This is a genomic window from Pseudomonas sp. MG-9, assembly GCF_018729515.1.
Taxonomy (GTDB): domain Bacteria; phylum Pseudomonadota; class Gammaproteobacteria; order Pseudomonadales; family Pseudomonadaceae; genus Aquipseudomonas; species Aquipseudomonas serboccidentalis.
The window spans coordinates 43,394-66,536 of the sequence record NZ_JAHHZH010000003.1; the positions used below are offsets into that span (position 1 = coordinate 43,394).

21 protein-coding genes are annotated in these 23,143 nt (G+C 60.8%); 6 read left to right on the plus strand and 15 right to left on the minus strand.

Annotation, left to right across the window (positions count from 1 at the left end):
• Positions 1–163: 163 nt before the first annotated feature.
• A complete protein-coding gene (locus KKQ10_RS08480) occupies positions 164–577 on the minus strand; it encodes a hypothetical protein (protein WP_215500810.1) in 414 nt (137 codons plus the stop codon).
• 225 nt (positions 578–802) lie between these two features.
• Here KKQ10_RS08480 and KKQ10_RS08485 point away from each other — a divergent pair, with 225 nt between their 5' ends.
• A complete protein-coding gene (locus KKQ10_RS08485; protein ID WP_215500811.1) occupies positions 803–943 on the plus strand; it encodes a hypothetical protein in 141 nt (46 codons plus the stop codon).
• A 107-nt stretch (positions 944–1,050) separates the two neighbouring features.
• Here KKQ10_RS08485 and KKQ10_RS08490 read toward each other — a convergent pair whose 3' ends face one another.
• Positions 1,051–3,087: a TonB-dependent receptor gene (locus KKQ10_RS08490; RefSeq protein WP_215500812.1), complete on the minus strand. Its 2,037-nt coding sequence runs from the start codon at positions 3,085–3,087 to the stop codon at positions 1,051–1,053.
• Positions 3,088–3,424: 337 nt separating this feature from the next.
• Between KKQ10_RS08490 and katG the strand changes: the two genes are divergently transcribed.
• Positions 3,425–5,695: a catalase/peroxidase HPI gene (katG, locus tag KKQ10_RS08495; RefSeq protein WP_215500813.1), complete on the plus strand. Its 2,271-nt coding sequence runs from the start codon at positions 3,425–3,427 to the stop codon at positions 5,693–5,695.
• A 158-nt stretch (positions 5,696–5,853) separates the two neighbouring features.
• Here katG and pepN read toward each other — a convergent pair whose 3' ends face one another.
• The 6 genes from pepN to KKQ10_RS08525 are packed head-to-tail and all read right to left on the minus strand — an operon-like array spanning position 5,854 to position 12,369.
• Positions 5,854–8,511, minus strand: coding sequence for an aminopeptidase N (gene pepN / locus KKQ10_RS08500; RefSeq protein ID WP_215500814.1), 2,658 nt, complete (start codon positions 8,509–8,511; stop codon positions 5,854–5,856).
• Positions 8,512–8,521: 10 nt separating this feature from the next.
• Positions 8,522–9,352, minus strand: a complete 831-nt coding sequence (locus KKQ10_RS08505; protein WP_215500815.1) for a DUF2797 domain-containing protein — start codon at positions 9,350–9,352, stop codon at positions 8,522–8,524.
• On the minus strand, positions 9,349–9,609 hold the full coding sequence (locus KKQ10_RS08510; RefSeq protein WP_007919229.1) for a YeaC family protein: 261 nt from the start codon (positions 9,607–9,609) through the stop codon (positions 9,349–9,351). The genes KKQ10_RS08505 and KKQ10_RS08510 overlap by 4 nt, the downstream gene beginning before the upstream one ends.
• Before the next feature lie 32 nt (positions 9,610–9,641).
• Complete coding sequence (locus KKQ10_RS08515; RefSeq protein WP_215500816.1) at positions 9,642–10,511, minus strand: rhomboid family intramembrane serine protease; 870 nt, start codon at positions 10,509–10,511, stop codon at positions 9,642–9,644.
• Positions 10,508–11,482 carry a metallophosphoesterase gene (locus KKQ10_RS08520; protein WP_414891757.1) on the minus strand — a complete coding sequence of 325 codons (975 nt, stop codon included), beginning with the start codon at positions 11,480–11,482 and terminating at the stop codon, positions 10,508–10,510. Before KKQ10_RS08520 ends, KKQ10_RS08515 begins: the two co-directional genes overlap by 4 nt.
• Positions 11,479–12,369, minus strand: a complete 891-nt coding sequence (locus KKQ10_RS08525; protein ID WP_003224174.1) for an NAD(+) kinase — start codon at positions 12,367–12,369, stop codon at positions 11,479–11,481. The genes KKQ10_RS08520 and KKQ10_RS08525 overlap by 4 nt, the downstream gene beginning before the upstream one ends.
• 115 nt (positions 12,370–12,484) lie before the next feature.
• On the opposite strand from KKQ10_RS08525, the gene KKQ10_RS08530 reads away from it, so the two are divergent.
• Positions 12,485–13,435: a DUF1853 family protein gene (locus KKQ10_RS08530; protein ID WP_127651865.1), complete on the plus strand. Its 951-nt coding sequence runs from the start codon at positions 12,485–12,487 to the stop codon at positions 13,433–13,435.
• 111 nt (positions 13,436–13,546) lie between these two features.
• Here KKQ10_RS08530 and KKQ10_RS08535 read toward each other — a convergent pair whose 3' ends face one another.
• The gene (locus KKQ10_RS08535; RefSeq protein WP_215500817.1) at positions 13,547–14,830 is read right to left on the minus strand and encodes an arsenic transporter; all 1,284 of its coding nucleotides are present in this window, start codon (positions 14,828–14,830) and stop codon (positions 13,547–13,549) included.
• Between the two features lie 162 nt (positions 14,831–14,992).
• On the minus strand, positions 14,993–15,550 hold the full coding sequence (locus tag KKQ10_RS08540; RefSeq protein ID WP_127651863.1) for an NADPH-dependent FMN reductase: 558 nt from the start codon (positions 15,548–15,550) through the stop codon (positions 14,993–14,995).
• Positions 15,551–15,733: 183 nt separating this feature from the next.
• On the opposite strand from KKQ10_RS08540, the gene KKQ10_RS08545 reads away from it, so the two are divergent.
• Both KKQ10_RS08545 and KKQ10_RS08550 read left to right on the plus strand, forming a co-directional pair.
• Entirely contained in the window at positions 15,734–15,970 is a 237-nt protein-coding gene (locus tag KKQ10_RS08545; RefSeq protein ID WP_127651862.1) for a hypothetical protein, read from the plus strand.
• 85 nt (positions 15,971–16,055) lie between these two features.
• A complete protein-coding gene (locus tag KKQ10_RS08550) occupies positions 16,056–16,949 on the plus strand; it encodes a LysR substrate-binding domain-containing protein (protein ID WP_127651861.1) in 894 nt (297 codons plus the stop codon).
• Here KKQ10_RS08550 and KKQ10_RS08555 read toward each other — a convergent pair.
• The 5 genes from KKQ10_RS08555 to KKQ10_RS08575 all read right to left on the minus strand — a co-directional run bounded on the left by KKQ10_RS08555 (position 16,915) and on the right by KKQ10_RS08575 (position 22,292).
• Positions 16,915–17,529: a GNAT family N-acetyltransferase gene (locus KKQ10_RS08555; protein WP_215500818.1), complete on the minus strand. Its 615-nt coding sequence runs from the start codon at positions 17,527–17,529 to the stop codon at positions 16,915–16,917. The two genes, KKQ10_RS08550 and KKQ10_RS08555, sit on opposite strands and share 35 nt — an antisense overlap.
• Before the next feature lie 14 nt (positions 17,530–17,543).
• Positions 17,544–19,799, minus strand: coding sequence for an Orn/Lys/Arg family decarboxylase (locus KKQ10_RS08560; RefSeq protein WP_215500819.1), 2,256 nt, complete (start codon positions 19,797–19,799; stop codon positions 17,544–17,546).
• A gap of 202 nt (positions 19,800–20,001) precedes the next feature.
• A complete protein-coding gene (dnaQ, locus tag KKQ10_RS08565; protein ID WP_215500820.1) occupies positions 20,002–20,760 on the minus strand; it encodes a DNA polymerase III subunit epsilon in 759 nt (252 codons plus the stop codon).
• Positions 20,761–20,980: 220 nt separating this feature from the next.
• Positions 20,981–21,442, minus strand: a complete 462-nt coding sequence (gene rnhA, locus KKQ10_RS08570) for a ribonuclease HI (protein ID WP_003224162.1) — start codon at positions 21,440–21,442, stop codon at positions 20,981–20,983.
• Between the two features lie 91 nt (positions 21,443–21,533).
• Positions 21,534–22,292 (minus strand): methyltransferase domain-containing protein, encoded by a 759-nt coding sequence (locus tag KKQ10_RS08575; protein WP_127651857.1) that lies wholly within the window; start codon positions 22,290–22,292, stop codon positions 21,534–21,536.
• A 66-nt stretch (positions 22,293–22,358) separates the two neighbouring features.
• On the opposite strand from KKQ10_RS08575, the gene gloB reads away from it, so the two are divergent.
• A complete protein-coding gene (gloB, locus tag KKQ10_RS08580; protein ID WP_215500821.1) occupies positions 22,359–23,126 on the plus strand; it encodes a hydroxyacylglutathione hydrolase in 768 nt (255 codons plus the stop codon).
• The last annotated feature ends 17 nt before the right edge of the window (positions 23,127–23,143 follow it).

Consider the following 23,143-nt stretch of genomic DNA (forward strand, 5'->3'; position numbering starts at 1 on the left):
ATAGTCAATCCCTCAACATTAGTCACGACAACAGCTCAACTCAATCAAGCGAACGGCCATTAACATCTCGACTAACGCAGACGCTACCGAAGACAAGCTTACTAATATGAGATTCACATAAACATATCAAAGCCTACAGTAGCACCTGACTACCAACAGCAGTTTATTGAGAAAGAGGTCTGGAGATATCAAACTCCCCCGTCACTTTCCTCCCATCTCTCAATACAAAGTTAATGGTACCTTTTACGCGATGACGGCCCTTGAAAAAGGTGACAGTAACCGACGAACCGTATTGAGCGGGATTCCACACACCGTCGGTCATCGCATCCCAAATCATTGATCCAGAAGGATACTCTACGACATGAGGACCATCACCGACCAATGAGCTCAGAATTGAAAAAGATACCCAGTTTTCATTTTGGTGGATTCCACCAATCCGATACTCATTCAAATGTTCCACTTGAAAAGTGACCGAACTGCTTTTCAGAAATTTTCTCCCGTCAACATAAGCAACGAAAGTGCCAGAGTCTGTTGAATTCTTAAAAATATCAGCAACTTCTTTTTCTCGACTAGACATATCTGCCATTCCTTTATTTGATTAATCAGGCCTGTTAGCCTGCCACCAATATATTTACGGTCAGCTCTATTGGGCACTGTCAGAAATGACAGTTCTTTAGTCGTTTTCGAACTAAACAACTTCCAATCCATTCCATAGCGACATTGATTAAAGAGCGCACGCCGCTCAACCAGCGCTATCAGTTCGACGGCAACAACGTCATCCTGCAGCAAGCGCAGATCAACGATGACCGCCTTCTCGTTCCACTTGCCGGGTTATGGGCTGGGTGCAGTGGAGGTCACGGATTTCAGTGTGATCACTCAGTTGCCGGGGCAGGAAGATTTGATGGATGCGGTGCCGGAGGACGACACCGCGCAATCGAGCTGATCACAAACTCCCCGTAGGAGCTGCCGCAGGCTGCGATCTTTAAGCAAAATCAACAGATCGCAGCCTGCGGCAGCTCCTACAGGGGGGAGTGTTAACAGGTCAACTAATCAGAACGTCGTGCGCAAGCCCACCTGAATGCTGCGCCCTTCTGCCGGCGCGATATCGCGCAGGATCGAACTGGCGTAGCGCACGGTCTGGTTGGTCAGGTTCTCGGCGTTGACGAAGGCCAGCCATTTGCTCTGGCCGACATCAAAGTGATAGCCCACATTGGCGCCCAGCGTGGTGTAGCCATCGGTGCTGCTTTCGTTGGCCGGCACACGATGCTGCGAGCTGGCGTGTTCGATATCGATCCGCGCCTGCCAGCGATCCAGTTCCCACAGCAAACCGCTGTTCAAGCGCAGTGGCGCGATGCGCGGCAGGTCTTCGCCGGTGTCGAGGTTCTTGGCGCGGGTGTAATCGCCTGACAGCTCCAGGGCAAACTTGCCGTAGGCATTTTCGCCAAGTGTCCAGCGATCCTGCGCCTCGATACCACTGAAGCGTGCGCGCACGCCCGAGTAGGTGTATTCGGGAATACCCCCTGCGTCCTCCTCCCCTTCATCATTGAGTGTACGGCCGGTGCCGAGCAGACCGATGTAGTTCGAAAAATGGCTATAGAACACACCGACGCTGCCTTTGTGCGTGCCGTTGTCGAAGCGCAACGCCAGGTCGCTGGACACGGCTTTTTCTTTCGACAGCCCGGCGTCGCCGACTTCATAGGTGCCAGTCGCGACGTGGGCACCATTGGCGTACAACTCATAGAACGTCGGCGCGCGTTCGGTGTAGCCCAAGGTCGCGGCGACCGACCAGATCGGCGTCAGCGTATACACCGCGCCGGACGACAGGCTGCCGGCGGTGAAACTGCTGGAGCGGTCGGCGTTGGCAAAACGCTCGTTGCCTTTGGCATCCGGATCGACGGTGGTGTGCTCCAGTCGCCCGCCGAGGGTGAACAGCAGGCGCTCGGTGGCTTGTAACTCTTCCAGAATGAACAGTGCGCCGGCATCGGTATCGGTATGCGGCACGAACGCTTCTTCACCCAGCGCCGAGAATTCGTTGCGGCTGACCTGGGCGCCGATCACCCCGTTGAACGGCCCCAGTGGCTGATGCCTGGCCTCGACCCGAGCTTCGTAGCCCTTGTTCTTGAACGTGGTACCGACCTCGCCGCCCTCGATTTCCCGGTGCTCGTAATCGGTGTAGCCGGCGTCGAGTTTGATCGAGCTGAAAGGGCCGTCGAGGTTGCGGATTTCCGAGGCGAACGCGTAGTGCTCCTGCTGCATGCGAATGCGCACGTCGTCTTCGGCGGGTGAGCCGTAGTTCGAATCGTAATTGCTGTAGGACAAACCGGCGTAACCGTCATCCCAGATGTAGGAACCGCCGACGGCACCACCGTCCTGGCGACCGTCGCTGTTGGCCAGACGATGCTTGCGCGAATCGCCGTCGTCGTTGGCGCGTGCAGCGCCGGTCTTGGCGTAACCGGGAATCTTCAGGTCATTGAACTCACGAGCGCTGGCATCCAGGTGCAAAGCGAACTGTCCGTTGCCGGCCTCCAGTTTCCCCGCGCTGCTGCGGGTGGTGTCGGCGCCGCCGTAGCGCAACTCGCCGGCGCCGTGTATGCCGTCGATGGCTTCGGTGGGGATGCGGTTATCGAAGGTGTTGACCACCCCGCCGATCGCGCTGCCGCCGTACAGCAGAGCCGCCGGGCCACGGACGATCTCAATACGCTCGACGTTGACCGGGTCCAGCGGCACCGCGTGATCGTACGACAGCGACGAGGCGTCCAGCGCACCGACGCCATTGCGCAGGATGCGAATGCGGTCACCGTCCTGACCGCGAATGATCGGCCGACTCGCGCCCGGGCCGAAGTACGACGAGGACACCCCGGGCTGTTTGTTCAGGGTCTCACCGAGGCTGCCCTTCTGCTGAAACGTGAGGTCGTCGCCACTGAGCACGGTCGAGGGCGATGCCAAGGTCTGGCTGCCCAAGGGATTACCGGTGATGACTTGCGGTTGTAGCTCGAGCGGCTCGGCAGCGAACACCGGCGAGGCAATCAGCAGCGCGGCGGCCAGAGGAGTCAGGCGTCGTTGAAGGGGCTGGGAACGGGCAGGCATTTCAGAACTTCCGTGAGCAGAAAAAATAAGAATCGCTGCCGGTGTTTTGCTAATGACGCCGGCAGAAACAGAATGAAATCTTTTTTATGTTATACAATAACATTTCTTTCTGTCATCCCGATTCTTGCAATTCGTCTTGCAGCAAGCGCTCAAGGACGCGGATCTGCGGCTTCGCTCAGAGGGTTTTCCAGCCTGCACAACGGCATGAAAACGCTGAAAGACTATGGCTATCAGCCCCCAATAGTCGGCCTATTAGCTGACTGCCCGAGTCGGGTCTAGCCTTACTAGTCCGAAGTCGGCACGAGCCGGCCACAGAAGACCTGATAAGGACCCGAACATGGCAAACGAATCGAAATGCCCGTTCAACCACGCCGCCGGTGGTGGTACGACGAACCGTGACTGGTGGCCGAATCAACTGAACCTGAAGATCCTCAGCCAGCACTCGCCCAAGTCCGACCCGCTGGGCAAGGACTTCGACTACGCCAAAGCCTTCAAAAGCCTGGACTTCCAGGCGCTGAAACAGGACCTGCGCGCGCTGATGACCGACTCCCAGGACTGGTGGCCCGCCGACTTCGGCCACTACGGCCCGCTGTTCATCCGCATGGCCTGGCACAGCGCCGGCACCTATCGAACCGCCGATGGTCGTGGGGGCGCCGGTTCCGGGCAACAGCGTTTCGCCCCGCTCAACAGCTGGCCGGACAACGTCAGCCTCGATAAGGCGCGGCGCCTGCTGTGGCCGATCAAACAGAAATATGGGCGAAACATTTCCTGGGCCGACCTGATCGTGCTCACCGGCAACGTCGCGCTGGAATCGATGGGCTTCAAGACCTTCGGTTTCTCCGGTGGTCGTCCCGATGTCTGGGAACCGGACGAAGACGTGTACTGGGGCTCAGAACGCGAATGGCTCGGCGGCGACAGCCGTTACGGCAAAGACAAGGCCGCCATGCAGGAACCCGGTGACGGCACGCTGGTGGCCGAACCGGATCTACATGGCAAAGAGGAAAGCCGCACCGATCAGGGCGAACGCAATCTGGAAAACCCGCTGGCCGCGGTGCAGATGGGCCTGATTTACGTCAACCCGGAAGGCCCTGAAGGCAATCCTGATCCGGTCGCTTCGGGTCGCGACATCCGCGAAACCTTCGCCCGCATGGCCATGAACGACGAAGAAACCGTGGCGCTGATCGCCGGCGGTCACGCCTTCGGCAAGACCCACGGTGCCGGCCCTGCCGACAATGTCGGGCCGGAGCCGGAAGCGGCCGGGCTGGAAGAACAGGGCCTCGGCTGGCGCAACGCATTCGGCACCGGCAAGGGTGCCGACACCATTACCAGCGGCCTGGAAGTGACCTGGACCACCACCCCGACCCAATGGAGCAACAACTACCTGGAAAACCTCTTCGGCTTCGAGTGGGAATTGTTCAAGAGCCCGGCCGGTGCGCACCAGTGGAAACCGAAAAACGGTGCCGGCGCCGGTACCGTTCCGCATGCGCACGACCCGAGCAAGAAACTCTCACCCACCATGCTCACCTCCGACCTGGCCCTGCGTTTCGACCCGATCTACGAGCCGATCGCCCGGCGTTTCCTGGCCAACCCGGAGCAACTGGCCGACGCCTTCGCCCGCGCCTGGTACAAACTGATCCACCGTGACATGGGCCCGCTCTCGCGCTACCTCGGCCCGGAATTGCCCAACGAGGAACTGCTGTGGCAGGACCCGATTGCCGATGCCACTCACCCGCTTATCGACAGCAACGACGCGGCGGCGCTGAAAAGCAAAGTGCTGGCGTCCGGCCTGACGGTGTCGCAACTGGTCTCCACCGCGTGGGCCGCAGCATCCACCTTCCGTGGTTCGGACAAGCGTGGTGGGGCCAACGGCGGTCGGCTGCGTCTGGCTCCGCAGAAGTTCTGGCAGGCCAACCAGCCGGAGCAACTGGACAAGGTGCTGAAAACCCTCGAGGGCATTCAGAACGAGTTCAATGCCGGCTCATCCGGGAAGAAAGTCTCACTGGCGGACCTGATCGTGCTGGCGGGTAACGCCGGGGTCGAGCAAGCGGCGAAAAACGCCGGGCACTCGGTGTCCGTTCCGTTCAATCCAGGGCGCACCGATGCGACTCAGGAACAAACCGATGTCGAGTCGTTTGGTTTCCTCGAACCGATCGCCGATGGTTTCCGCAACTACAGCAAGGGCAAGTACACGGTGTCGGCCGAAGCGCTGCTGATCGACAAAGCCCAACTGCTGACCCTCTCCGCACCGGAAATGACCGTGCTGCTCGGTGGTCTGCGGGTATTGGGGGCCAACGTCGGGCAAAGTCGTCATGGTGTGTTCACCTCTCGCACGGAAGCGCTGACCAACGACTTCTTCAGCAACTTGCTGGACATGGGCGTGGAGTGGAAACCGACATCACCGGCGGCGGACGAGTTCGAAGGACGCGACCGCAAAACCGGCAGCGTGAAATGGACGGCGACGCGGGTCGATCTGGTGTTTGGTTCCAACGCGATCCTGCGGGCGCTGGCCGAGGTGTATGCGAGTGCTGATGCGAACGATCAGTTCGTGAAGGACTTCGTGGCGGCGTGGGCCAAAGTGATGGAGCTGGATCGGTTTGATCTGAAATAACGCAATAACCTGTAGGAGCTGCGGCACGCTGCGATCTTTTGACTTTGATTTTTCAAGATCAGAATCAAAAGATCGCAGCGTGCCGCAGCTCCTACAGAGATTTGTGAACGACGCAAAAAAACTGTGGGAGCAAACCGGCTCCCACCTTTCGTTACGCGTTAAGCCAGGCTTTTGCTCACCACTTCGTACACGTCACTCGACAGCTGCCCCGAAGCCAGAATCCGCTCCAGCTCGGCCTTCATCAACGCCTGCCGCGCAGTGTCGTATTTGCGCCAGCGGGTCAGCGGCGCCAGTTGGCGCGAAGCGATCTGCGGGTTGAAGCCGTTCAGCTCGATCACCAGGTCCGCGAGGAAGCGGTAGCCCGAACCGTCGGCGGCGTGGAAGTTGATCAGGTTCTGCCCGGCAAACGCGCCAACCAGTGCGCGCACCTTGTTCGGGTTCTTGATGTTGAACGCCTTGTGCTGCATCAAGGCTTTCACGCGCTCCAGACCGCCCGGCAAGGTGCTGCCGGCCTGCACGCTGAACCACTGATCCATGACCAGCGGGTTGTCCTTGAAGTGCTCGGCGAAGCTCGCCAGCGCCAGGGCTTTCTGCTCTTCGAACGGTGAGTTGACCAGCACGGCCAGCGCGGTCAGGCGCTCGGTCATGTTGTCGCTGGTTTCGAATTGCTCAAGGGCGGCGGCCAGCACTTCTGGTTTGCCGCTGAGCATCAGGTACGACAGCGCAATGTTCTGCAACGCACGACGGGCGAAATGCTCGGCCTCGGCCACGTACGGCGTTTGCCTGGACAGGTCGCGGTTGGCCTGGTAACGCAGCCACAGCGCTTCGAACAGGTTGTCCGCCAGTTGCTTGCGGGCAAATTCGCGAGCGTTATGAATCGCCTCGACGTCAGCCACGTCGCTGATTTCGGTCAGGTAGGCTTCGCTTGGCAGCGAGAGCATTTCGGCGACCATGGCCTGATCCAGCGACTCGTCGGACAGCACGGTTTTCAGTGCCGAGATCAACCGCGGATCGAGCGCCAGGCTCTCGCCCTTCTGCTGCTGGGCGATCAGCTCCTGCAGGACCTGCACCGACAATTGCTGACCGGCATCCCAGCGGTTGAAGCCGTCGCTGTCGTGCTGCATCAGGAACATCAACTGGTCGCGGTTGTACGGGAAGCTCAGTTTCACTGGCGCCGAGAAGCCGCGCAGCAGCGATGGCAGCGGGTGTTCGGCGATGTCGACGAAGGTGAAGGTCTGCTCGGCTTCGGTCACCGAGATCACGCGGCTGGGGCCTTGCGCCGCCGCTTCTCCGGCCAGACGCAGGGCAATCTCGTTACCCTGGCGGTCGAGCAGGCCCAGTTCGACCGGGATCACGAACGGAAGTTTTTCCACCTTGTCCGGGGTTTCCGGGCAGCTCTGGCGGAAGGTCAGGCTGTAGGTTTTCGCGGCCGCGTCGTAGGACTCGCTCACCGCCAGACGCGGTGTGCCGGCCTGGCTGTACCAGCGCTTGAACTGGGTCAGGTCGACACCGTTGGCGTCTTCCATGGCCTTGACGAAATCGTCGCAGGTCACGGCCTGGCCGTCGTGGCGTTCGAAGTACAGGTCACTGCCCTTGCGGAAGCCGTCGGCGCCCAGCAGGGTGTGGATCATGCCGACCACTTCCGAGCCCTTTTCGTACACGGTCAGGGTGTAGAAGTTGGAGATCTCGATGAAGCTGTCCGGGCGCACCGCGTGGGCCATCGGGCCGGCGTCTTCGGCGAACTGGTGGGTACGCAGATAGGCGACGTCCTGAATGCGCTTGACCGTGGCCGAGTTCATGTCGGCAGAGAAGCCGGAATCACGGAACACGGTGAAGCCTTCTTTCAGCGACAGCTGGAACCAGTCGCGGCAGGTCACGCGGTTGCCCGACCAGTTGTGGAAGTATTCGTGGGCGACGATTGCCTCGACCCGCTGGTGCGCGGCGTCGGTGGCGGTTTCGGCGCGGGCCAGTACGGCGCTGGAGTTGAATATGTTGAGGCCCTTGTTCTCCATCGCGCCCATGTTGAAATCGTTCACGGCGACGATCATGAAGATGTCCAGATCGTACTCGCGACCGTAGACCTCCTCGTCCCAGCGCATCGACTTCTTCAGGCTGTTCATCGCGTGCTGGCACTTGTCGATGTTTTCCGGCTCGACATAGATGCGCAGCGCGACGTTGCGGTGGGTCATGGTGGTGAACGTGTCTTCGACGCACCACAGGTCACCGGCCACCAGCGCGAACAGATACGCCGGTTTCATGAACGGGTCTTCCCAGGTCGCCCAGTGCCGGCCGTCTTCGCCCGGACCCGAGGCGATCGGGTTGCCATTGGACAGCAGCACCGGATAGCTGTGCTGCTCGGCGACCACCGTGGTGGTGAACTTGCTCATCACGTCCGGGCGGTCGAGGTAATAGGTGATTTTGCGGAAGCCTTCGGCCTCGCACTGGGTGCAGAACATCGTGCCGGACTTGTACAGGCCTTCCAGCGCGGTGTTGGTTTCCGGGTGGATCCGGACGCTGGTGTCTACCGTGAAGCTGGTGCTGGCCGGCTGCAGGGTCAGGGTGTTTTCCGTCAGCTGATAGTCGCCGGCGCCCAGTTCCCGGTCGGCCAGGGTCACCGACAGCAGCTCCAGTTGCTGGCCGTCGAGCACCAGCGGCGGCAAGCCCGGGCCGCGCTCAGGGTTGCGGCGCATCACCAGTTGCGCGTGGACCAGGCTGTGGTCCTCGAACAATTCGAAGGTCAGGTGCGTCTCGTCGATCAGGTATTCCGGCGCCTGATAGTCCTTCAGGTAAATCATCTTCGGTTGTTCGGTGCGCATGCTGGAATCCTTATTGATGCACGGCGAGCTGATAGGCCGTGTACTTACGAATGTTGATCACGCCAGTGTCGAAGATCAGGTATTGGCCCTTGATCCCCAGCAGCGTGCCTTCGGCAATCGGGTTCTTGTCCAGGTTGAAGCTGACGATTTTGGCCGGGTATTGCTCGACCGGATAGCGGATTTCGAGAGGTTCTACATCGGCAATCGTCTGAATTGCTTGTAGGCCGAATCGCTGTTGCAGACCTTGCAAGCCTTCGGCGCAGCTTTCAAACAGTTGATCGCGCACCTGAGCCAGATCCACCGGTGCCGCATCGCCCTTGAGCAACGCGCGCCAGTTGGTTTTGTCCGCCACCTGGCTGCGAAACAGGTCTTCGACGAAGCCGGACTGCTGGCGCGTGGCGACGCGCATGATCGGCAGCGCCTGACTCGCGCCCTGATCCAGCCAGCGGGTCGGCAGCTGCGTGGCGCGGGTGATACCGACCTTGATGCCCGACGAGTTGGCCAGATACACCACATGATCGGTCATGCAGAACTTCTCGCCCCACTCAGGCTCGCGGCAGGTGCCGGCCTCGAAGTGGCAGCGCTCCGGGCTCATGATGCAGATGTCGCACTGCGCCAGTTTGGTCATGCACGGGTAGCAGTAACCCTGGCTGAAACTGGTTTTGGTCTTGCGCCCGCAATGGGTGCAATGAATCGCCCCCAGGTATTCCAGACGCAGCGTGCTGCCGATCATTGGGTTGACCGGCACCTCGACGTCATCCAGACGAAACGCGTATTGCACGTTCGGCCCGTCCAGGCGTGCCGACATTTTGCTGATTGCACCGCGGCCAATCTCGATCAATGGATAGCGTCCGATTTGAACAGGATGTTCGGCACTTCGATCGATTTCGACGCACATTCTTGCGGGCCCATGTAACCGGTGCGCTGATCTTCAGGCAGGTTCTGGATTTCCCAGGCGATCATCGCCTGCAGCGACAGCTCACGCTGTTCGGCAGTGAGTTTGCCACCGTCGGACCACTTGCCGATCTCCACCGCCAGTTTCAGGCTCTCGTAGATGTCCGGGGTGATGTTGTTGATCATGTCGTTAAAAGAGGACATCAGGGTCTCCGTGCTCTTTATTCACTGAAAATTTAGGCGGCCAGTTTACGGCGGTTATACAAACCACCCAACAAACCGGTGAAGCATCCGATGAGTAACCCGCTGACATGGGCGGCGTTGGCGATCTGGCCGAAACCGATCATCGAGACCAGCCCGGACATGCAGATCACCAGCCACACCAGCATCATCACCAGCACGCCACGCGGCAAGCGATAAGCCGGGTTCGGTGCCAGCAACTGGAAGATCCAGCAATGGCCGAGCAGCCCGTACAGCACGCCCGAAAGGCCGCCGAACAGGCTCGGGCCGTTCCAGGCGAACTGCGCGTAGTTCGACACCAGGCTGAACAGCAGCGTCAGACCGAGCAGATTGATGCTGCCCTGACGCGACTCGATGCGCCGCCCCAGCTCCCAGTACCACATGCCGTTCATGGCCAGGTGCAGGATGCCGAAGTGCAGCAGCATCGGCGTGAACAACCGCCACCACTGCCCCGCCGCGAGGCTGTCGGCCAGTGGTGTGAAGTGGATGTAATCACCCGCCACGCGGAAGTCGAGGAAGGTCAGCCAGCGCACGGTCTCAAGGTTGTCGCCCAGATACGTCAGGCCGCCAACCAGCAGGCTCAGCAGCAGGATGAACCCGGTAGCCTTGGCGTGCTTGAGTTGTTCGGCGAAGCTCGGACGCTTGAACGTCGGAGCCACCGGGATGTCCAGCTGTTGATCAGGATCACCGGCCGGGAAACGCTCGTACAGCGAACGCACGTCCTCGCTGATTTCCGACGGTGCCCACAGCACCTGCTCGCCCGCCTCTTCGCTGACCCGATGCGGCACCTGCATCCGTTGCAGCAGTTTGACGAAACCGCTCAGGTCCACCGCCAACGGCAGACGTAATACCGCTACCGCACTCATTGCAGCACCTCCGGCCGCTCGACATCGACCCAGACAAATTTATGCGGATCCAGGCGTGTTTCCTGATCCAGACGATAGGCCACCAGTTTGCCGTAGAGCACCGCGCTGTAATCGAGACACGCCAGGTTCGGGCGGATCGGCGCCGGTTTGCCGCTGCGCCAGTAGTGGCCGACGAACAGCAATGGCTCGTCGACGCCGTAGCGCAACAGGTTGTTTTTTTCGCTGGAGGTCAGCGGTTTCCGAGCCACCGGTTCCGGCAGCGCATCCGGCTGGAAGACGATGTCGCCGTAGGTTTTCGGGTCGTCTTCCCAGAATTTGGTGCGGAAGAACGAACGCACCAGACCGTCGCCGCTGGTCATGGTCAGGCCATCCGGCAGGCGCATGTCGGTGCCGCGCAACAGGCGATCGAACACTGTGCAGGCAAAGCTGCCGGGCACGGCCGAGGCCTGGAGAAAGTGTTCATCGATACGCGCATCGGGAAACAGCCCGCGCAACGGTTCGATCAGGCTGGCATCCCAACAGGCATGCACCACGCGGAACCGTCCGGCATCGACCACCAGCGGCAGCTCGTAGAACCAGTTGAGGAAGTCATGCCAGTCGCCGGGGTGATCTTCGAACTGGGTCAGGGTTTCGTGCAGCAGACGCGCATGGCGCGGCGTGTGCTCGCGCACGAACTGCTTGCCGCTGCCCGGAAGCGCTGGCGTGCTCCAGCCCAGTGCGTTGAATTCGTGGTTGCCCATGATGCACAGCGCCTGCCCGGCCTCGACCATGTCGTGGACGATGTGCAGCGCCTCGCGGATCCGCGGGCCACGGTCAATGATGTCGCCGACGAACACGGCCATGCGCGATGGATGCCGCCAGACCCCGCCCTGCTTGTGATAACCGAGTCGGTCAAGCAAGTGTTCCAGGGTCAGGGCGCATCCGTGCACGTCACCAATCAAGTCATAACTGCGCGCGGGATCGAGCATCAGTCGCCTCCACCACCCAACTTGCTGCCCCAGCCGAGCTTGGTCCGGCAGACTTCGTAGTAGTTGTGGTCGAGCGGGTGAATCAGCCGCAGCTTCTGTGCTTTTTTGCTGACGGTGATGGTGTCGCCCGGCGCGCAGGTGAAGTGGTTCTGCCCGTCGCAGGAGACCTGCGGGTAGATCTGCATGTTTTTCGACACGACGATTTTCAGCTCACTGTTGCCATCGACCACAATTGGCCGGCTCGACAACATATGGGGGTACATCGGCACAATCACAATGGCGTCGAGCTTGGGATGCATGATCGGCCCGCCGGCGGACAGCGCGTAAGCCGTGGAGCCGGTCGGGGTGGCGACGATCAGGCCGTCGGCCTTCTGGCTGCAGACGAACTGGCCGTCGATGTACAGCTCGAACTCGATCATCCGCGTCGATTTACCCGGGTGCAGCACCACGTCGTTCAGCGCGTCGCCCTGGCCGATGGCCTCGGCATGGCGACGAACTTCGGCTTGCAGCAGGAAGCGGTTTTCCACCAGATAATGGCCGTCGAGCACTTTGGCCACTTCGACTTCCAGCTCATCGGGACGAATGTCGGTCAGAAAGCCGAGGCTGCCACGGTTGATCCCGAGTACCGGAATATTGTGTTTGGCCAAGGCGCGAGCGGCGCCGAGCAGGCTGCCGTCACCGCCGACGACGATGACCATGTCGCAGACTTCGCCGAGCATCTTGCGCGACGAGGTCTGCAGGCCGTGGCCCGGCAGGACTTCGGCGATGGTGTCTTCGAGAATCACGTGCAGGTGACGATCGAGCAGAAAGCGTTTCAGTCGGCGGACGGTATCCAGCACCTGGGAACTGCCCAGGCGACCGATGATGCCGATATTACGAAATTGCTCCATGGGACCTCTGCGGACAATCGAAAACGCGAAAAACACGATTATGGGCGAAAGCCTGCGATAGACAAAATCCTTTCAGCCTCAAGGGTGCGCTCGTGTTTCAGGCTATGCTCGCAAGATGATCCTGTTTCCCGACCTGCTCCAGTTGCCACACCAATTACGCCATCCGGAAGTGCGTGATCTGGCGTGGGTGATTCTCGCCCCGCCGATGCTGGCGGCGACGCCGTGGCCACAGCGTCATCCGCTGGCCGGCAGCGACTGGGTGAGCGATCCGCAGCGCCTGGAGCACTGGCTGCGGCAACTGGATCGCGACAGTTATGGCTTGCTGCATTGGCTGTCCCAGGCCCGCACCCGGCGGCTGGGCCTGTATTACGAACGGTTGTGGCAGTTTGCCGTGGAGCATGCGCCGGGCATCGAGCTGATTGCCGCCAACCTGCCGATCCGCCGCGAAGGCCACACCCTCGGCGAGCTGGACATGCTGCTGCGCGACCGCGACGGCGTGCATCATCTGGAACTGGCGATCAAGCTCTACCTCGGCCCGCAGAACGGCGACGGCCATGACCCGGCGCAATGGCTGGGGCCGGGTTGCCATGATCGACTGGACCGCAAACTGGCGCATCTGGCGGAGCATCAATTGCCGATCTCGGCGCGCCCGGAAAGCCGTGCGGCGCTGGCCACGCTGGATATCGAAGTGTTCAGTGCGCAGTTGTGGCTGGGCGGCTACCTGTTGTATCCGTGGCCCGGCCACGCCGAACCGCCGAAAGGTGCGCATCCGCAGCACTTGCGTGGCAGCTGGCTGCATCAGAAGGACTGGCCAGCGTTCGTCGCCCAGCGCCCGGCCGGACGCTGGCAACCCCTGCCCCGGCATGCGTGGCTGGCGCCGGCGCACTACCCCGCCGACCAGACCTGGAACCCGGAACACCTGCAGATGTGGCTGGACGCCCTGGAACCATTGGCCCCGGCGCAACTGATGGTGCGCCTGATCGAGAATGCACAGGGCGAATGGGAAGAGGCGGAGCGGTTGTTTCTGGTGTCGGATCTTTGGCCGAATGTGCCGGGCCAGGCTTAAGGCTTAAGGCTTCTGGCGCCTGAACCGGCCCTATCGCGAGCAGGCTCACTCCTACAGAGAAACGCATTCCAATGTAGGAGTGAGCCTGCTCGCGATAGGGGTTAACACGGTCTAAATGGATAACCGCAGAGCCAATGCCGCCAAGGTAATCAACAGCACCGGCACCGTCAGCACAATCCCCACCTTGAAGTAATACCCCCAGCCAATCCGGATATCCTTGCGCGCCAGCACATGCAGCCAGAGCAAGGTCGCCAGACTGCCGATCGGGGTGATCTTCGGCCCCAGGTCGCTGCCGATCACGTTGGCGTAAATCATCGCTTCCTTGACCACCCCGCTGGCCTGACTGGCGTCGATCGACAGCAGCCCGATCAGCACCGTCGGCAGGTTGTTCATGATCGACGACAACAGCGCCGTCAGCACCCCGGTGCCCAGCGCCGCGCCCCACACGCCATACCCGGCGAACACATCCAGCCAACCGGCCAGATACCCGGTCAGCCCGGCATTGCGCAGGCCATAAACCACCAGGTACATGCCCAGCGAGAAAATCACGATCTGCCACGGCGCTTCTTTCAGCACCTTGCGCGTGGAAATCTTGTGGCCCCGAGCGGCAATCGCCAGCAGCAGCGCGGCACAGACCGCCGAGATCGCGCTGATCGGAATGCCCAGTTGTTCGAGGAAGAAGCAACCGATCAACAGAATCACCAGCACCGCCCAACCGGCGTAGAACGTGGCTTTGTCGTGGATCGCCGTGTGCGGGTTTTCCAGCTGTTCAGGGTCGTAGGACTCGGGAATGTCGCGACGGAAGAACCACATCAACACGCCGAGCGTCGCGGCCACGCTGACGAAGTTGACGGGCACCATCACCGCCGCATAGCGGTTGAAGCCGATATGGAAGAAGTCCGCCGAGACGATGTTGACCAGGTTCGACACCACCAGCGGCAGGCTCGCGGTGTCGGCAATGAAGCCGGCGCCCATGACGAACGCCAGGGTTGCCGCCGGCGAAAAGCGCAATGCCAGCAGCATCGAAATCACAATCGGCGTAAGGATCAACGCCGCGCCGTCATTGGCGAACAGCGCCGACACCAGCGCGCCGAGCAGCACCATGTAGGCAAACAGCTTGCGCCCACTGCCCCGCCCCCAACGCGCCACGTGCAGCGCGGCCCAAGCAAAGAAACCGGCTTCGTCGAGTAGCAGACTGATGATAATCAGTGCCACGAAAGTGCCGGTGGCATTCCAGATGATCTGCCACACCAGCGCAATGTCACTCAGGTGGACCACGCCGAAGATCAATGCCAGCACGGCGCCGAGCGTTGCACTCCAGCCGACTCCGAGGCCTTTGGGTTGCCAGATGACAAGGGTAATGGTCAGCAGGAAGATCAGTGACGCAGCGAGCATTCGCGACAGCCTTAATAAATGGAAAATAAGCCAAACCACAAAACTGTGGGAGCGAGCTTGCTCGCGAAAGCGGACTGTCAGTCACCAAAGGTGTGGCTGATGGCCCTTTCGCGAGCAAGCTCGCTCCCACAGGATCTCTGTTTTACCGCCGATCTGACCAGATTATTTTTTGTGTTGTTCGACAAATTTCCCATACGCATTGATGAAATTTTGCAGGAACGGCTTCACCGACTCGCTCAACTTGCCCGCCTCGTCAAACGCCGAACCCGCGCCCCCCAGATACGCTTCCGGCTGCTGCATGCACGGCACATCGAGAAACACGAACGACTGGCGCAGATGTTGGTTGGCGCCAAAACCGCCAATGGCCCCCGGCGACGCGCTGATCACCGCCCCCGGTTTGCCGCCCCAGACGCTTTTGCCATAAGGTCGGGACCCCACGTCAATCGCATTCTTCAGTGGCGCCGGCACCGAGCGGTTATATTCGGGGGTGACAAACAGCACCGCGTCGGAAGAGCCCACTTGTTGGCGGAAAGTGCTGTAGGCTGCCGGCGGTGAATCGCCGTCGATGTCTTCGTTATAAAGTGGCAGATCGCCAATTTCGACAATCTTCAGCTTGAGGTTCGCCGGTGCCAGCTCGGCCAGCGCCAGTGCGACTTTGCGGTTGATCGATGCTTTGCGCAGGCTGCCGACGACTACAGCGACGTTGTAGACATTGCTCATGGAAGACTCTCGACTGTCCGTGGGAAGAGCCAGTAGTTATAGATGATTCGATGACGGTTTCACCAGTGAGCGAGGGAAATTCCTCCGCGCTGATTATTTTTTTCCTGTAGGAAAACTTACAGGGCTTGATGACGGTCTACCAAGCCGCAAATCAAGCGTTTTATCTCCAGAGGTTCTAAGCAGATGGCAGCAGTACTCGTCGGTCAGTTCCATGCAAGAGATGCGGAAGGCCGCGTTTATTCCGTGCATGAGTTCCAGGAATCCACCCCGTCGGCAGACGGTCTCACCGGCATGGAGCCTGTCACCACCTACAAACTGGCGATTGGCGATCGCGTCAAAAAGCTTAGTGACAATGAGTTTTTGCTGGTTCAGTCGGACATCACCCTGATCCGTGAACCCGAGCCAATCGTCGCTCAATAACCGCGCGTTATGAGCAGAAGTCATATGCGCAGACTTGGGGTAGGATTCAGCCACTGACCCCACCTGCTGAACATGGACTTCACGCATGCGTTTACGTCATATCGAAGTGATTCAGGCGCTCTTGCAGACCGGTCACCTGGGCACCGCCGCCGAATGGCTGCAGTTGCCGGTGACCGAGGTCGAAGAGCGATTGCGCGAAGCCGAGAGTCAGTTGGGGTTCATGTTGTTCGCCAGCGTGCGCGGCCGGCTGCAATCGACGCCTGAAGCGCGGGCGCTGCAAGTCGAGATCGCTCACGTCTATGAAGCGCTGGAGCCGGTGCAACGTCTGGCCAGCAGCCTCAAGCAATACCTCGCCCCGCCCCTGCGCATCATCGGCACCCCGCCGCTGGTGCAACACCTGTTGCCACAAAGCATCGCGCTGCTGCGTCGGCGTTTGCCGGATGCCCCTTGTCGTCTGCTCAGCGCCGCCACGTGCGACATCGTGCGCAGCCTGCTGCTGCGCGAAAGCGATCTGGGCCTGAGCCTGCACGACCCCGAACACCCCGACATCCACGCCCAGCCGCTGGCCCACGGCAAGCTGCAATTGCTCGCGCCCCACGGCTGGCTGCAACCGAAGCAGAAGTATATTTCCCTGCAGGACCTGGCCGGCCAGGCGATGGTCGGCCTCGAAGGTCAGGATCCGCTGAGCCCGGCATTGGAAAACAAGCTCCAGGCACTGCGCCCGGCACCCAGCATCCAGACCCGGGTGCAAACCCACCAGATGATGCGCAGCATGGTCGAGGCCGGTGAAGGCCTGGCCATCGTCGACCCGTTCACCGCCCTTGGCGCACGGGCCGGCGGACTGGATGTCTGCCCGTTGTCACCGGCGGTGCCGATCAGCCTGTATGCACTGACCTATCGACACAGCGCCACGCCGGCGGCGATTCACACCCTGCTGTCGATCGTCACGGAACAAGCCGAGGCGATGCTGGCGAGCTGAGGGGGTTTTCCAGCGGGTTATCGAACAGTCGATACCAGAACAGCGCGATTTCGGCGGTGTTCGGGTCAATGCCGCGATAACGCAGATGGTCGACACCGCCAATCTCGTAACCGCAGCGTTCATACAGACGACAGGCGCCGAGGTTGTTGTTCTGGGTTTCGAGCATGATCCCCGGCAGCTTCTTCTTGCGACTCCAGAATTGCGCCACATCCAGCAACGCCTTGGCCACGCCATGTCGGCGCGCAGGCGCATGCACCGCCAGTTCATCGATGTGCGCGAAGCCGTTCCAGTTGGTGCTGATCACCAGATGACCCACCGCTTCGTCGTCCAGATAAGCCATGAAAATCGCGCTGTCGGCGGCGTCGCGATAGCTGCTGAACTCCTCGGGGTCGATGCCATAGCATTTGCGATACGGCACAATCGGCGTCACCACCCATTGCGCCACCGGCTGGCCGACCACCGCTGCGCCATACGCAGCCACCTCGAAACTGAAGTCACTGCCCCATATGTAAGCCGCAAAACCATCGTCGGCGACGCGCACCGACAGCCCTGGGTATTTCGGATTCATGACCGGTTGCATACTCGGAAAAGTCCTCATTCCTTGACGCAATCGACGGTGTACTGCCGTCCATTGCCTTCATCTTCATGTTGCAGTCCATGCACATCAGCGACAAAACCGGGGAAGCTGCTATCGAACGTGCGGGCAAATTTCAGGTAATCGATGATCGAGCGCGTCGACTCGGTAAAGCGTTCGCCGGGCATGATCAATGGAATGCCCGGCGGATACGGCACCAGCATCACCGCCGCAATCCGCCCCTCCAGCTCATCGATCGGCACCGCCTCGACCTCGCCGCGCACCAGATGATCGTAGGCATGGGCCGGTTTCATGGCGATTTCCGGCAGCACCGTGTACATGCGCTTGAGATGTTTGGCGGTGGCATTGCTGCGGTAACAGGCGTGCAGTTGATCGCACAAATCCCGCAGACCCATGCCGCGATAGCGCGCGGTATCTTGCTGCGCGACACAGGGCAGGCAACTCGCCAGACTGACGTTGGCGTCGTAACTGCGCTTGAATTCGAGTAACTCGGTGAGCAGCGTGCTCCACTTGCCCTTGGTGATGCCCATCGAGAACAGCACCAGAAATGAATACAGCCCGGTTTTCTCCACCACCAGCCCGCGTTCCCAGAGAAACTTGCTGACCACCGCCGCCGGGATGCCCTTCTCGCTCAGCGCGCCACCGGCATTCAAGCCGGGCATGACCAGGGTCACCTTGATCGGATCGAGCAGCACGTAGTCGTCGCTGACCTCGCCGAAGCCGTGCCAGTCGGCGTCCGGCTGCAACAGCCAGTCTTCGGTCTGTACGCGGTCGATGCCTTCGACGCCGGGTGGCTGCCAGATCGAAAACCACCAGTCATCCGCAGCGATGTGCTGGCGCAGATTGGCCAGCGCACGACGGAAACTCAGGGCTTCGTCGAAGGTTTCCTGCAACAGCGATCGTCCGGCCGGGCCTTCCATCATCGCCGAGGCCACGTCCAGCGAGGCGATGATGCTGTATTGCGGCGAGGTCGAGATGTGCATCATGAACGCTTCATTGAAACGGTCACGGTCCAGTTGCCGCGCGCCGCCGTCCTGCACGTGAATCATCGAGGCCTGGCTGAACGCGGCGAGCAGCTTGTGCGTGGAATGGGTGGTGAACACCAGCGGGCTGTCTGCCGTGCGCGAAGTGGCCATGCCATAGCGCCCGGCGAAGAACTCGTGAAACGCCGCGTAGGCATACCACGCTTCATCGAAATGCAGCACTTCGACGCTGTTGCCCAGGCTTTGCTTGATCAGCTCGGCGTTGTAACACAAGCCGTCGTAAGTCGAGTTGGTGACCACCGCCAGTTTGACTTTCGGCGCGCGCCCCTTGGTCAGCGGGCTGGCGTCGATCTTGGCCTGGATCGATTCGCGGCTGAATTCGCTCAGCGGAATCGGGCCGATGATCCCCAGTTCATTACGCTCCGGGCACAGGTACAGCGGGATCGCCCCGGTCATGATGATCGCGTGCAACACCGATTTGTGGCAGTTGCGGTCCACCAGCACCAGGTCATCACGAGCAACCATCGAGTGCCAGACGATCTTGTTGGCGGTCGAGGTGCCATTGATCACGAAGAAGGTGTGATCGGCGCCGAAATTGCGCGCCGCGCGCTCTTCGGCTTCGGCCAACGGGCCGGTGTGATCGAGCAGCGAACCGAGCTCCGGCACCGATACCGACAAATCCGAACGCAGGGTGTTTTCGCCAAAGAACTGATGAAACGCCTGCCCCACCGGGCTCTTGTGATACGCCACGCCACCGCCATGACCGGGGGTGTGCCAGGAATAGTTGGAATCGGCGGTGTGCTGCACCAGCGCCTTGAAAAACGGTGGCAGCAGACCATCCAGATACTTGCGCGCCGCTCGCGCCACTTGCCGCGCCAGGAACGGCACGGTGTCTTCGAACAGATAAAGAATGCCGCGCAGTTGATTAAGCTCGGCCATGGCATCGGCCGGGGCGTTTTCCAGGGTGACCTGTTCGCCCAGGGCAAAGATCGGCAGATCCGGCGCCCGCACCCGGGCCAGACCGATCAGTTCGGCCATGTTCTGCAGCAAGTGCGAGTGGGTGCTGGCGTCTTCGGCAGCGATCAGCATGCACGCCAGACCATGATGGGTCGACGCCACCAACCGCCCTTCGGCGTAGTCGATGGCCGACACGATATTGAAACCTTCCTGCTCCAACTCCCGGGCGATGCCCCGGATCCGGTCACCGGCGACCGTGTCGGCCTTGATGTCGCGGTGGACGATCAACACCGGGAACTTCAAATCTTTGTACATGAGGCTCAGTGTCCTGAGGCGGCGGATCAATGTCTGCCAATGCACTCAGGGTAGAGGGTTGCAGCGAAAGTGGCGAGGGTGGCCAGTTGGCTTCATGCCACCAAAAACAAAAGATCGTCCGAACGCGGCCCGAACCTGCGGCAGCTCCTACAGAAGAATGCGATCCCTGTAGGAGCTGCCGCAGGCTGCGATCTTTTGATCTTCAGGCCTGAGCGTCAGCTTCCGCGATCTGCGTCCACAACGCAGGACCCCCGGCGGATTTGGCGATGATCTCCAGCCGCACCAGGTGCGCCGCCAGTTCCTCTTCCGTCGCCCGAATGATCCGCGCAGGCTGACGATCGGCCGGCAGACGGCGGATTTCGGTGGCGGAGTTGTCCGCGCCGTCTCCCGTGCCATTACCGTCGGAGGCATTGCCGGCCAGCGACAGGCTGGTCTGGCCACCGGTCATGGTCAGGTAGACGTCGGCGAGAATTTCCGAGTCGAGCAAGGCGCCGTGCAGTTCACGGCCGGAGTTGTCGACGCCATAACGTTTGCACAAGGCGTCGAGGCTGTTGCGCTGCCCCGGGTGACGTTCCCGGGCCATCATCAGGGTGTCGAGGATGCTGCAGTGCTGCGTGATGTCAGCGCGATCGTACTGCCCCATCAGGGCGAATTCGTTGTTGATGAAGCCAACGTCGAACGCGGCGTTATGGATGATCAGCTGCGCGCCGTTGATAAACTCGAAAAACTCGTCGGCCACCTCGGCAAAACGCGGCTTGCCGACGAGGAATTCGTTGGTGATGCCGTGAACGCCGATCGCGCCTTCGTCACTTTCGCGATCCGGTTGCAGGTAGACGTGAAAGTGCCGGCCCGTCAGGCGCCGACCGATCAGTTCGACACAGCCGATTTCAATGATCCGGTGACCATCGGTCACCGGCATGCCGGTGGTTTCGGTATCGAGTACAACGGATCTGGTGGCCATCAGTGTTCAATTCTCAACGGGGTCAATCGTGCAAAAGCGGCGATGTTAACACGCTCACTTCCAACCCTGTAGGAGCGGCCGCAGGCTGCGATCTTTTGAGCTTGCTTTTAAAAAGGCAAAGTCAAAAGATCGCTGCCTTCGGCAGCTCCTACAGCGGGAGCATTCCAATTGTAGGAGTGAGCCTGCTCGCGATTGGGCGCACCACGGTGTACCGGCAAAATCAGCTCTGTTTGTAGCCGCGCACTTCATCCACGCCACGGTTAGCCAACTGGTCAGCCCGCTCGTTGCCGTGATGGCCAATGTGCCCGCGCACCCACTTCCAGGTGACCTTGTGCCGGTTGACCTGCTCGTCCAGCTCTTTCCACAGGTCCGCGTTTTTCACTGGCTCTTTCGCTGCGGTTTTCCAGCCGCGCTTTTTCCAGTTGGCCATCCACTCGTTGATGCCCTTCATCACGTATTGCGAGTCGGTGACCAGCAGTACTTCGCACGGGCGCTTCAAGGCTTCGAGGCCGCGGATCGCACCGAGCAGTTCCATGCGGTTGTTGGTGGTGTTGGCTTCGCCGCCCCACAGCTCCTTTTCGACGCCCTTGCACACCAGCAAGGCGCCCCAGCCGCCCGGGCCGGGGTTGCCCTTGCAGGCGCCGTCGGTGAACAGTTCTACGCTATCGACGCTTTCGCTCATGCCACTCTATCCAGAAAAATGCCTGGCCCCGTCAATCGCGGATCGACGATGGCCGCGGCCGGAGCAGGTCCGGCCACTATAAAAAGAAGGTTTACGGTTCGATTCGACGACGGTTGACCTTGGCCATCGGCAGAGGAATCAGCTTGCCCATCGGCTCGCGGCGCTGCTGGCGCACCGGACGCAGGCCGACCACGATCTTGCGCGCGACCAATAAATAGAAGCCACCACCCGACAATTGCCAGTCACCGGCCTTGCGTTCCCAGCCGGCCAGTCGGGCCTGCCACTTGGGCGACGCGAGCGGCGGACGATAGCACCCGAAGCGGCGTTTCTCCAGCGCAAAGCCCAGCAGGTTGAGCCAGTCGGCCACCCGCGACGGCGAGATGCAGCGCGCCTGGCGCAAGGCATCGTGGGCAAAGACGTGACGCAGGCCCCAGGTGCTCCAGGGGTTGATACCGATGATCAGCAGATGCCCGCCGGGGCGCACGCTGCTCGCCGCTTCACGCAGCAAACCGTGGGGCGACAGGCAGAAATCCAGACCATGCTGCAACACCACCACGTCGGCGGCGTGCTCGCTCAGCGGCCAGGCCTGCTCCTCGCAGACGATCTCGACCCCCGGCAACGGCGCACCGAGGCGTACATTACGCTGCACCTGCGGCGCCGACGGCGGGGTCTGGGCCGATGGCCCGTAATGCACCAGATAGCCACCGAAAAAGCGGCCCAACTCGTCTTCGAGCACGCGCCGTTCTTCATCCAGCAGAAATTGCCCGAGCGGGCCGGCCAGCCATTCACGGGCCGCGCCGATCAACGCCAGCCAGTCGGGATCGGCCTGAGCGAATGCTTTATCGGTCATGTCATTCTCCAACGCCGCTAGAAGCTCTAAGATGCGCCAATGTTTTCCGCTTGGCGAATTCCTCCGATGATACAGATCAGTGCCCTGCCCGCGTTCACCGACAACTACATCTGGTTGTTACAGGATCACCGCAGCCATCGCTGCGCCGTGGTCGACCCGGGCGATGCGGCGCCCGTGCAAGCGTGGCTCGACGCCCATCCGGACTGGGTGCTGAGTGACATTCTGATCACCCATCACCACCACGATCATGTCGGCGGCGTCGAACGCCTCAAAGCCGCGACCGGCGCCAAGGTCTACGGCCCGGCCAACGAGAACATTCCGGGGCGCGACGTGGCGCTCAAAGACAACGACACGGTCAGCGTCCTCGGTTGGGATTTCGCTGTCTATGCGGTGCCCGGTCACACCCTGGGCCACATCGCCTATTACCACCACGGCCTGCTGTTTTGTGGTGACACGCTGTTCGCCGCCGGGTGCGGACGTCTGTTCGAAGGCACCCCGGAGCAGATGCACCACTCGCTCAGCCGACTCGCCGCCCTGCCCGAGGATACGCTGGTGTATTGCACCCATGAATACACCCTGAGCAACCTGAAGTTTGCCGCCGCCGTCGAGCCGTCCAACCCGGACATCGCCGCCCGTCTGAAAGAGGTCAGCGAAAAACGCGAGAAAGGCGTGATGACCCTGCCCTCGACCCTGGCCCTGGAAAAGCTCACAAATCCGTTTTTACGCACCTCTGAAACATTAGTTACACAAAAAGTGGACGAACGGGCAGGCGCTCAAAACCGGGCGCCGAGTGAGGTTTTTGCGGCTCTGCGGGCCTGGAAAGATACGTTCTAAGTGACTCACCCCTTGGT

Excerpts from the sequence above, each read along its gene's own strand:
- KKQ10_RS08480 (WP_215500810.1), bottom strand. The coding sequence starts at position 577 with ATGTCTAGTCGAGAAAAAGAAGTTGCTGATATTTTTAAGAATTCAACA.
- KKQ10_RS08485 (WP_215500811.1), top strand. The coding sequence starts at position 803 with ATGACCGCCTTCTCGTTCCACTTGCCGGGTTATGGGCTGGGTGCAGTG.
- KKQ10_RS08490 (WP_215500812.1), bottom strand. The coding sequence starts at position 3,087 with ATGCCTGCCCGTTCCCAGCCCCTTCAACGACGCCTGACTCCTCTGGCC.
- katG (WP_215500813.1), top strand. The coding sequence starts at position 3,425 with ATGGCAAACGAATCGAAATGCCCGTTCAACCACGCCGCCGGTGGTGGT.
- pepN (WP_215500814.1), bottom strand. The coding sequence starts at position 8,511 with ATGCGCACCGAACAACCGAAGATGATTTACCTGAAGGACTATCAGGCG.
- KKQ10_RS08510 (WP_007919229.1), bottom strand. The coding sequence starts at position 9,609 with ATGTCCTCTTTTAACGACATGATCAACAACATCACCCCGGACATCTAC.
- KKQ10_RS08515 (WP_215500816.1), bottom strand. The coding sequence starts at position 10,511 with ATGAGTGCGGTAGCGGTATTACGTCTGCCGTTGGCGGTGGACCTGAGC.
- KKQ10_RS08525 (WP_003224174.1), bottom strand. The coding sequence starts at position 12,369 with ATGGAGCAATTTCGTAATATCGGCATCATCGGTCGCCTGGGCAGTTCC.
- KKQ10_RS08530 (WP_127651865.1), top strand. The coding sequence starts at position 12,485 with ATGATCCTGTTTCCCGACCTGCTCCAGTTGCCACACCAATTACGCCAT.
- KKQ10_RS08535 (WP_215500817.1), bottom strand. The coding sequence starts at position 14,830 with ATGCTCGCTGCGTCACTGATCTTCCTGCTGACCATTACCCTTGTCATC.
- KKQ10_RS08540 (WP_127651863.1), bottom strand. The coding sequence starts at position 15,550 with ATGAGCAATGTCTACAACGTCGCTGTAGTCGTCGGCAGCCTGCGCAAA.
- KKQ10_RS08545 (WP_127651862.1), top strand. The coding sequence starts at position 15,734 with ATGGCAGCAGTACTCGTCGGTCAGTTCCATGCAAGAGATGCGGAAGGC.
- KKQ10_RS08550 (WP_127651861.1), top strand. The coding sequence starts at position 16,056 with ATGCGTTTACGTCATATCGAAGTGATTCAGGCGCTCTTGCAGACCGGT.
- KKQ10_RS08555 (WP_215500818.1), bottom strand. The coding sequence starts at position 17,529 with ATGCAACCGGTCATGAATCCGAAATACCCAGGGCTGTCGGTGCGCGTC.
- KKQ10_RS08560 (WP_215500819.1), bottom strand. The coding sequence starts at position 19,799 with ATGTACAAAGATTTGAAGTTCCCGGTGTTGATCGTCCACCGCGACATC.
- dnaQ (WP_215500820.1), bottom strand. The coding sequence starts at position 20,760 with ATGGCCACCAGATCCGTTGTACTCGATACCGAAACCACCGGCATGCCG.
- rnhA (WP_003224162.1), bottom strand. The coding sequence starts at position 21,442 with ATGAGCGAAAGCGTCGATAGCGTAGAACTGTTCACCGACGGCGCCTGC.
- KKQ10_RS08575 (WP_127651857.1), bottom strand. The coding sequence starts at position 22,292 with ATGACCGATAAAGCATTCGCTCAGGCCGATCCCGACTGGCTGGCGTTG.
- gloB (WP_215500821.1), top strand. The coding sequence starts at position 22,359 with ATGATACAGATCAGTGCCCTGCCCGCGTTCACCGACAACTACATCTGG.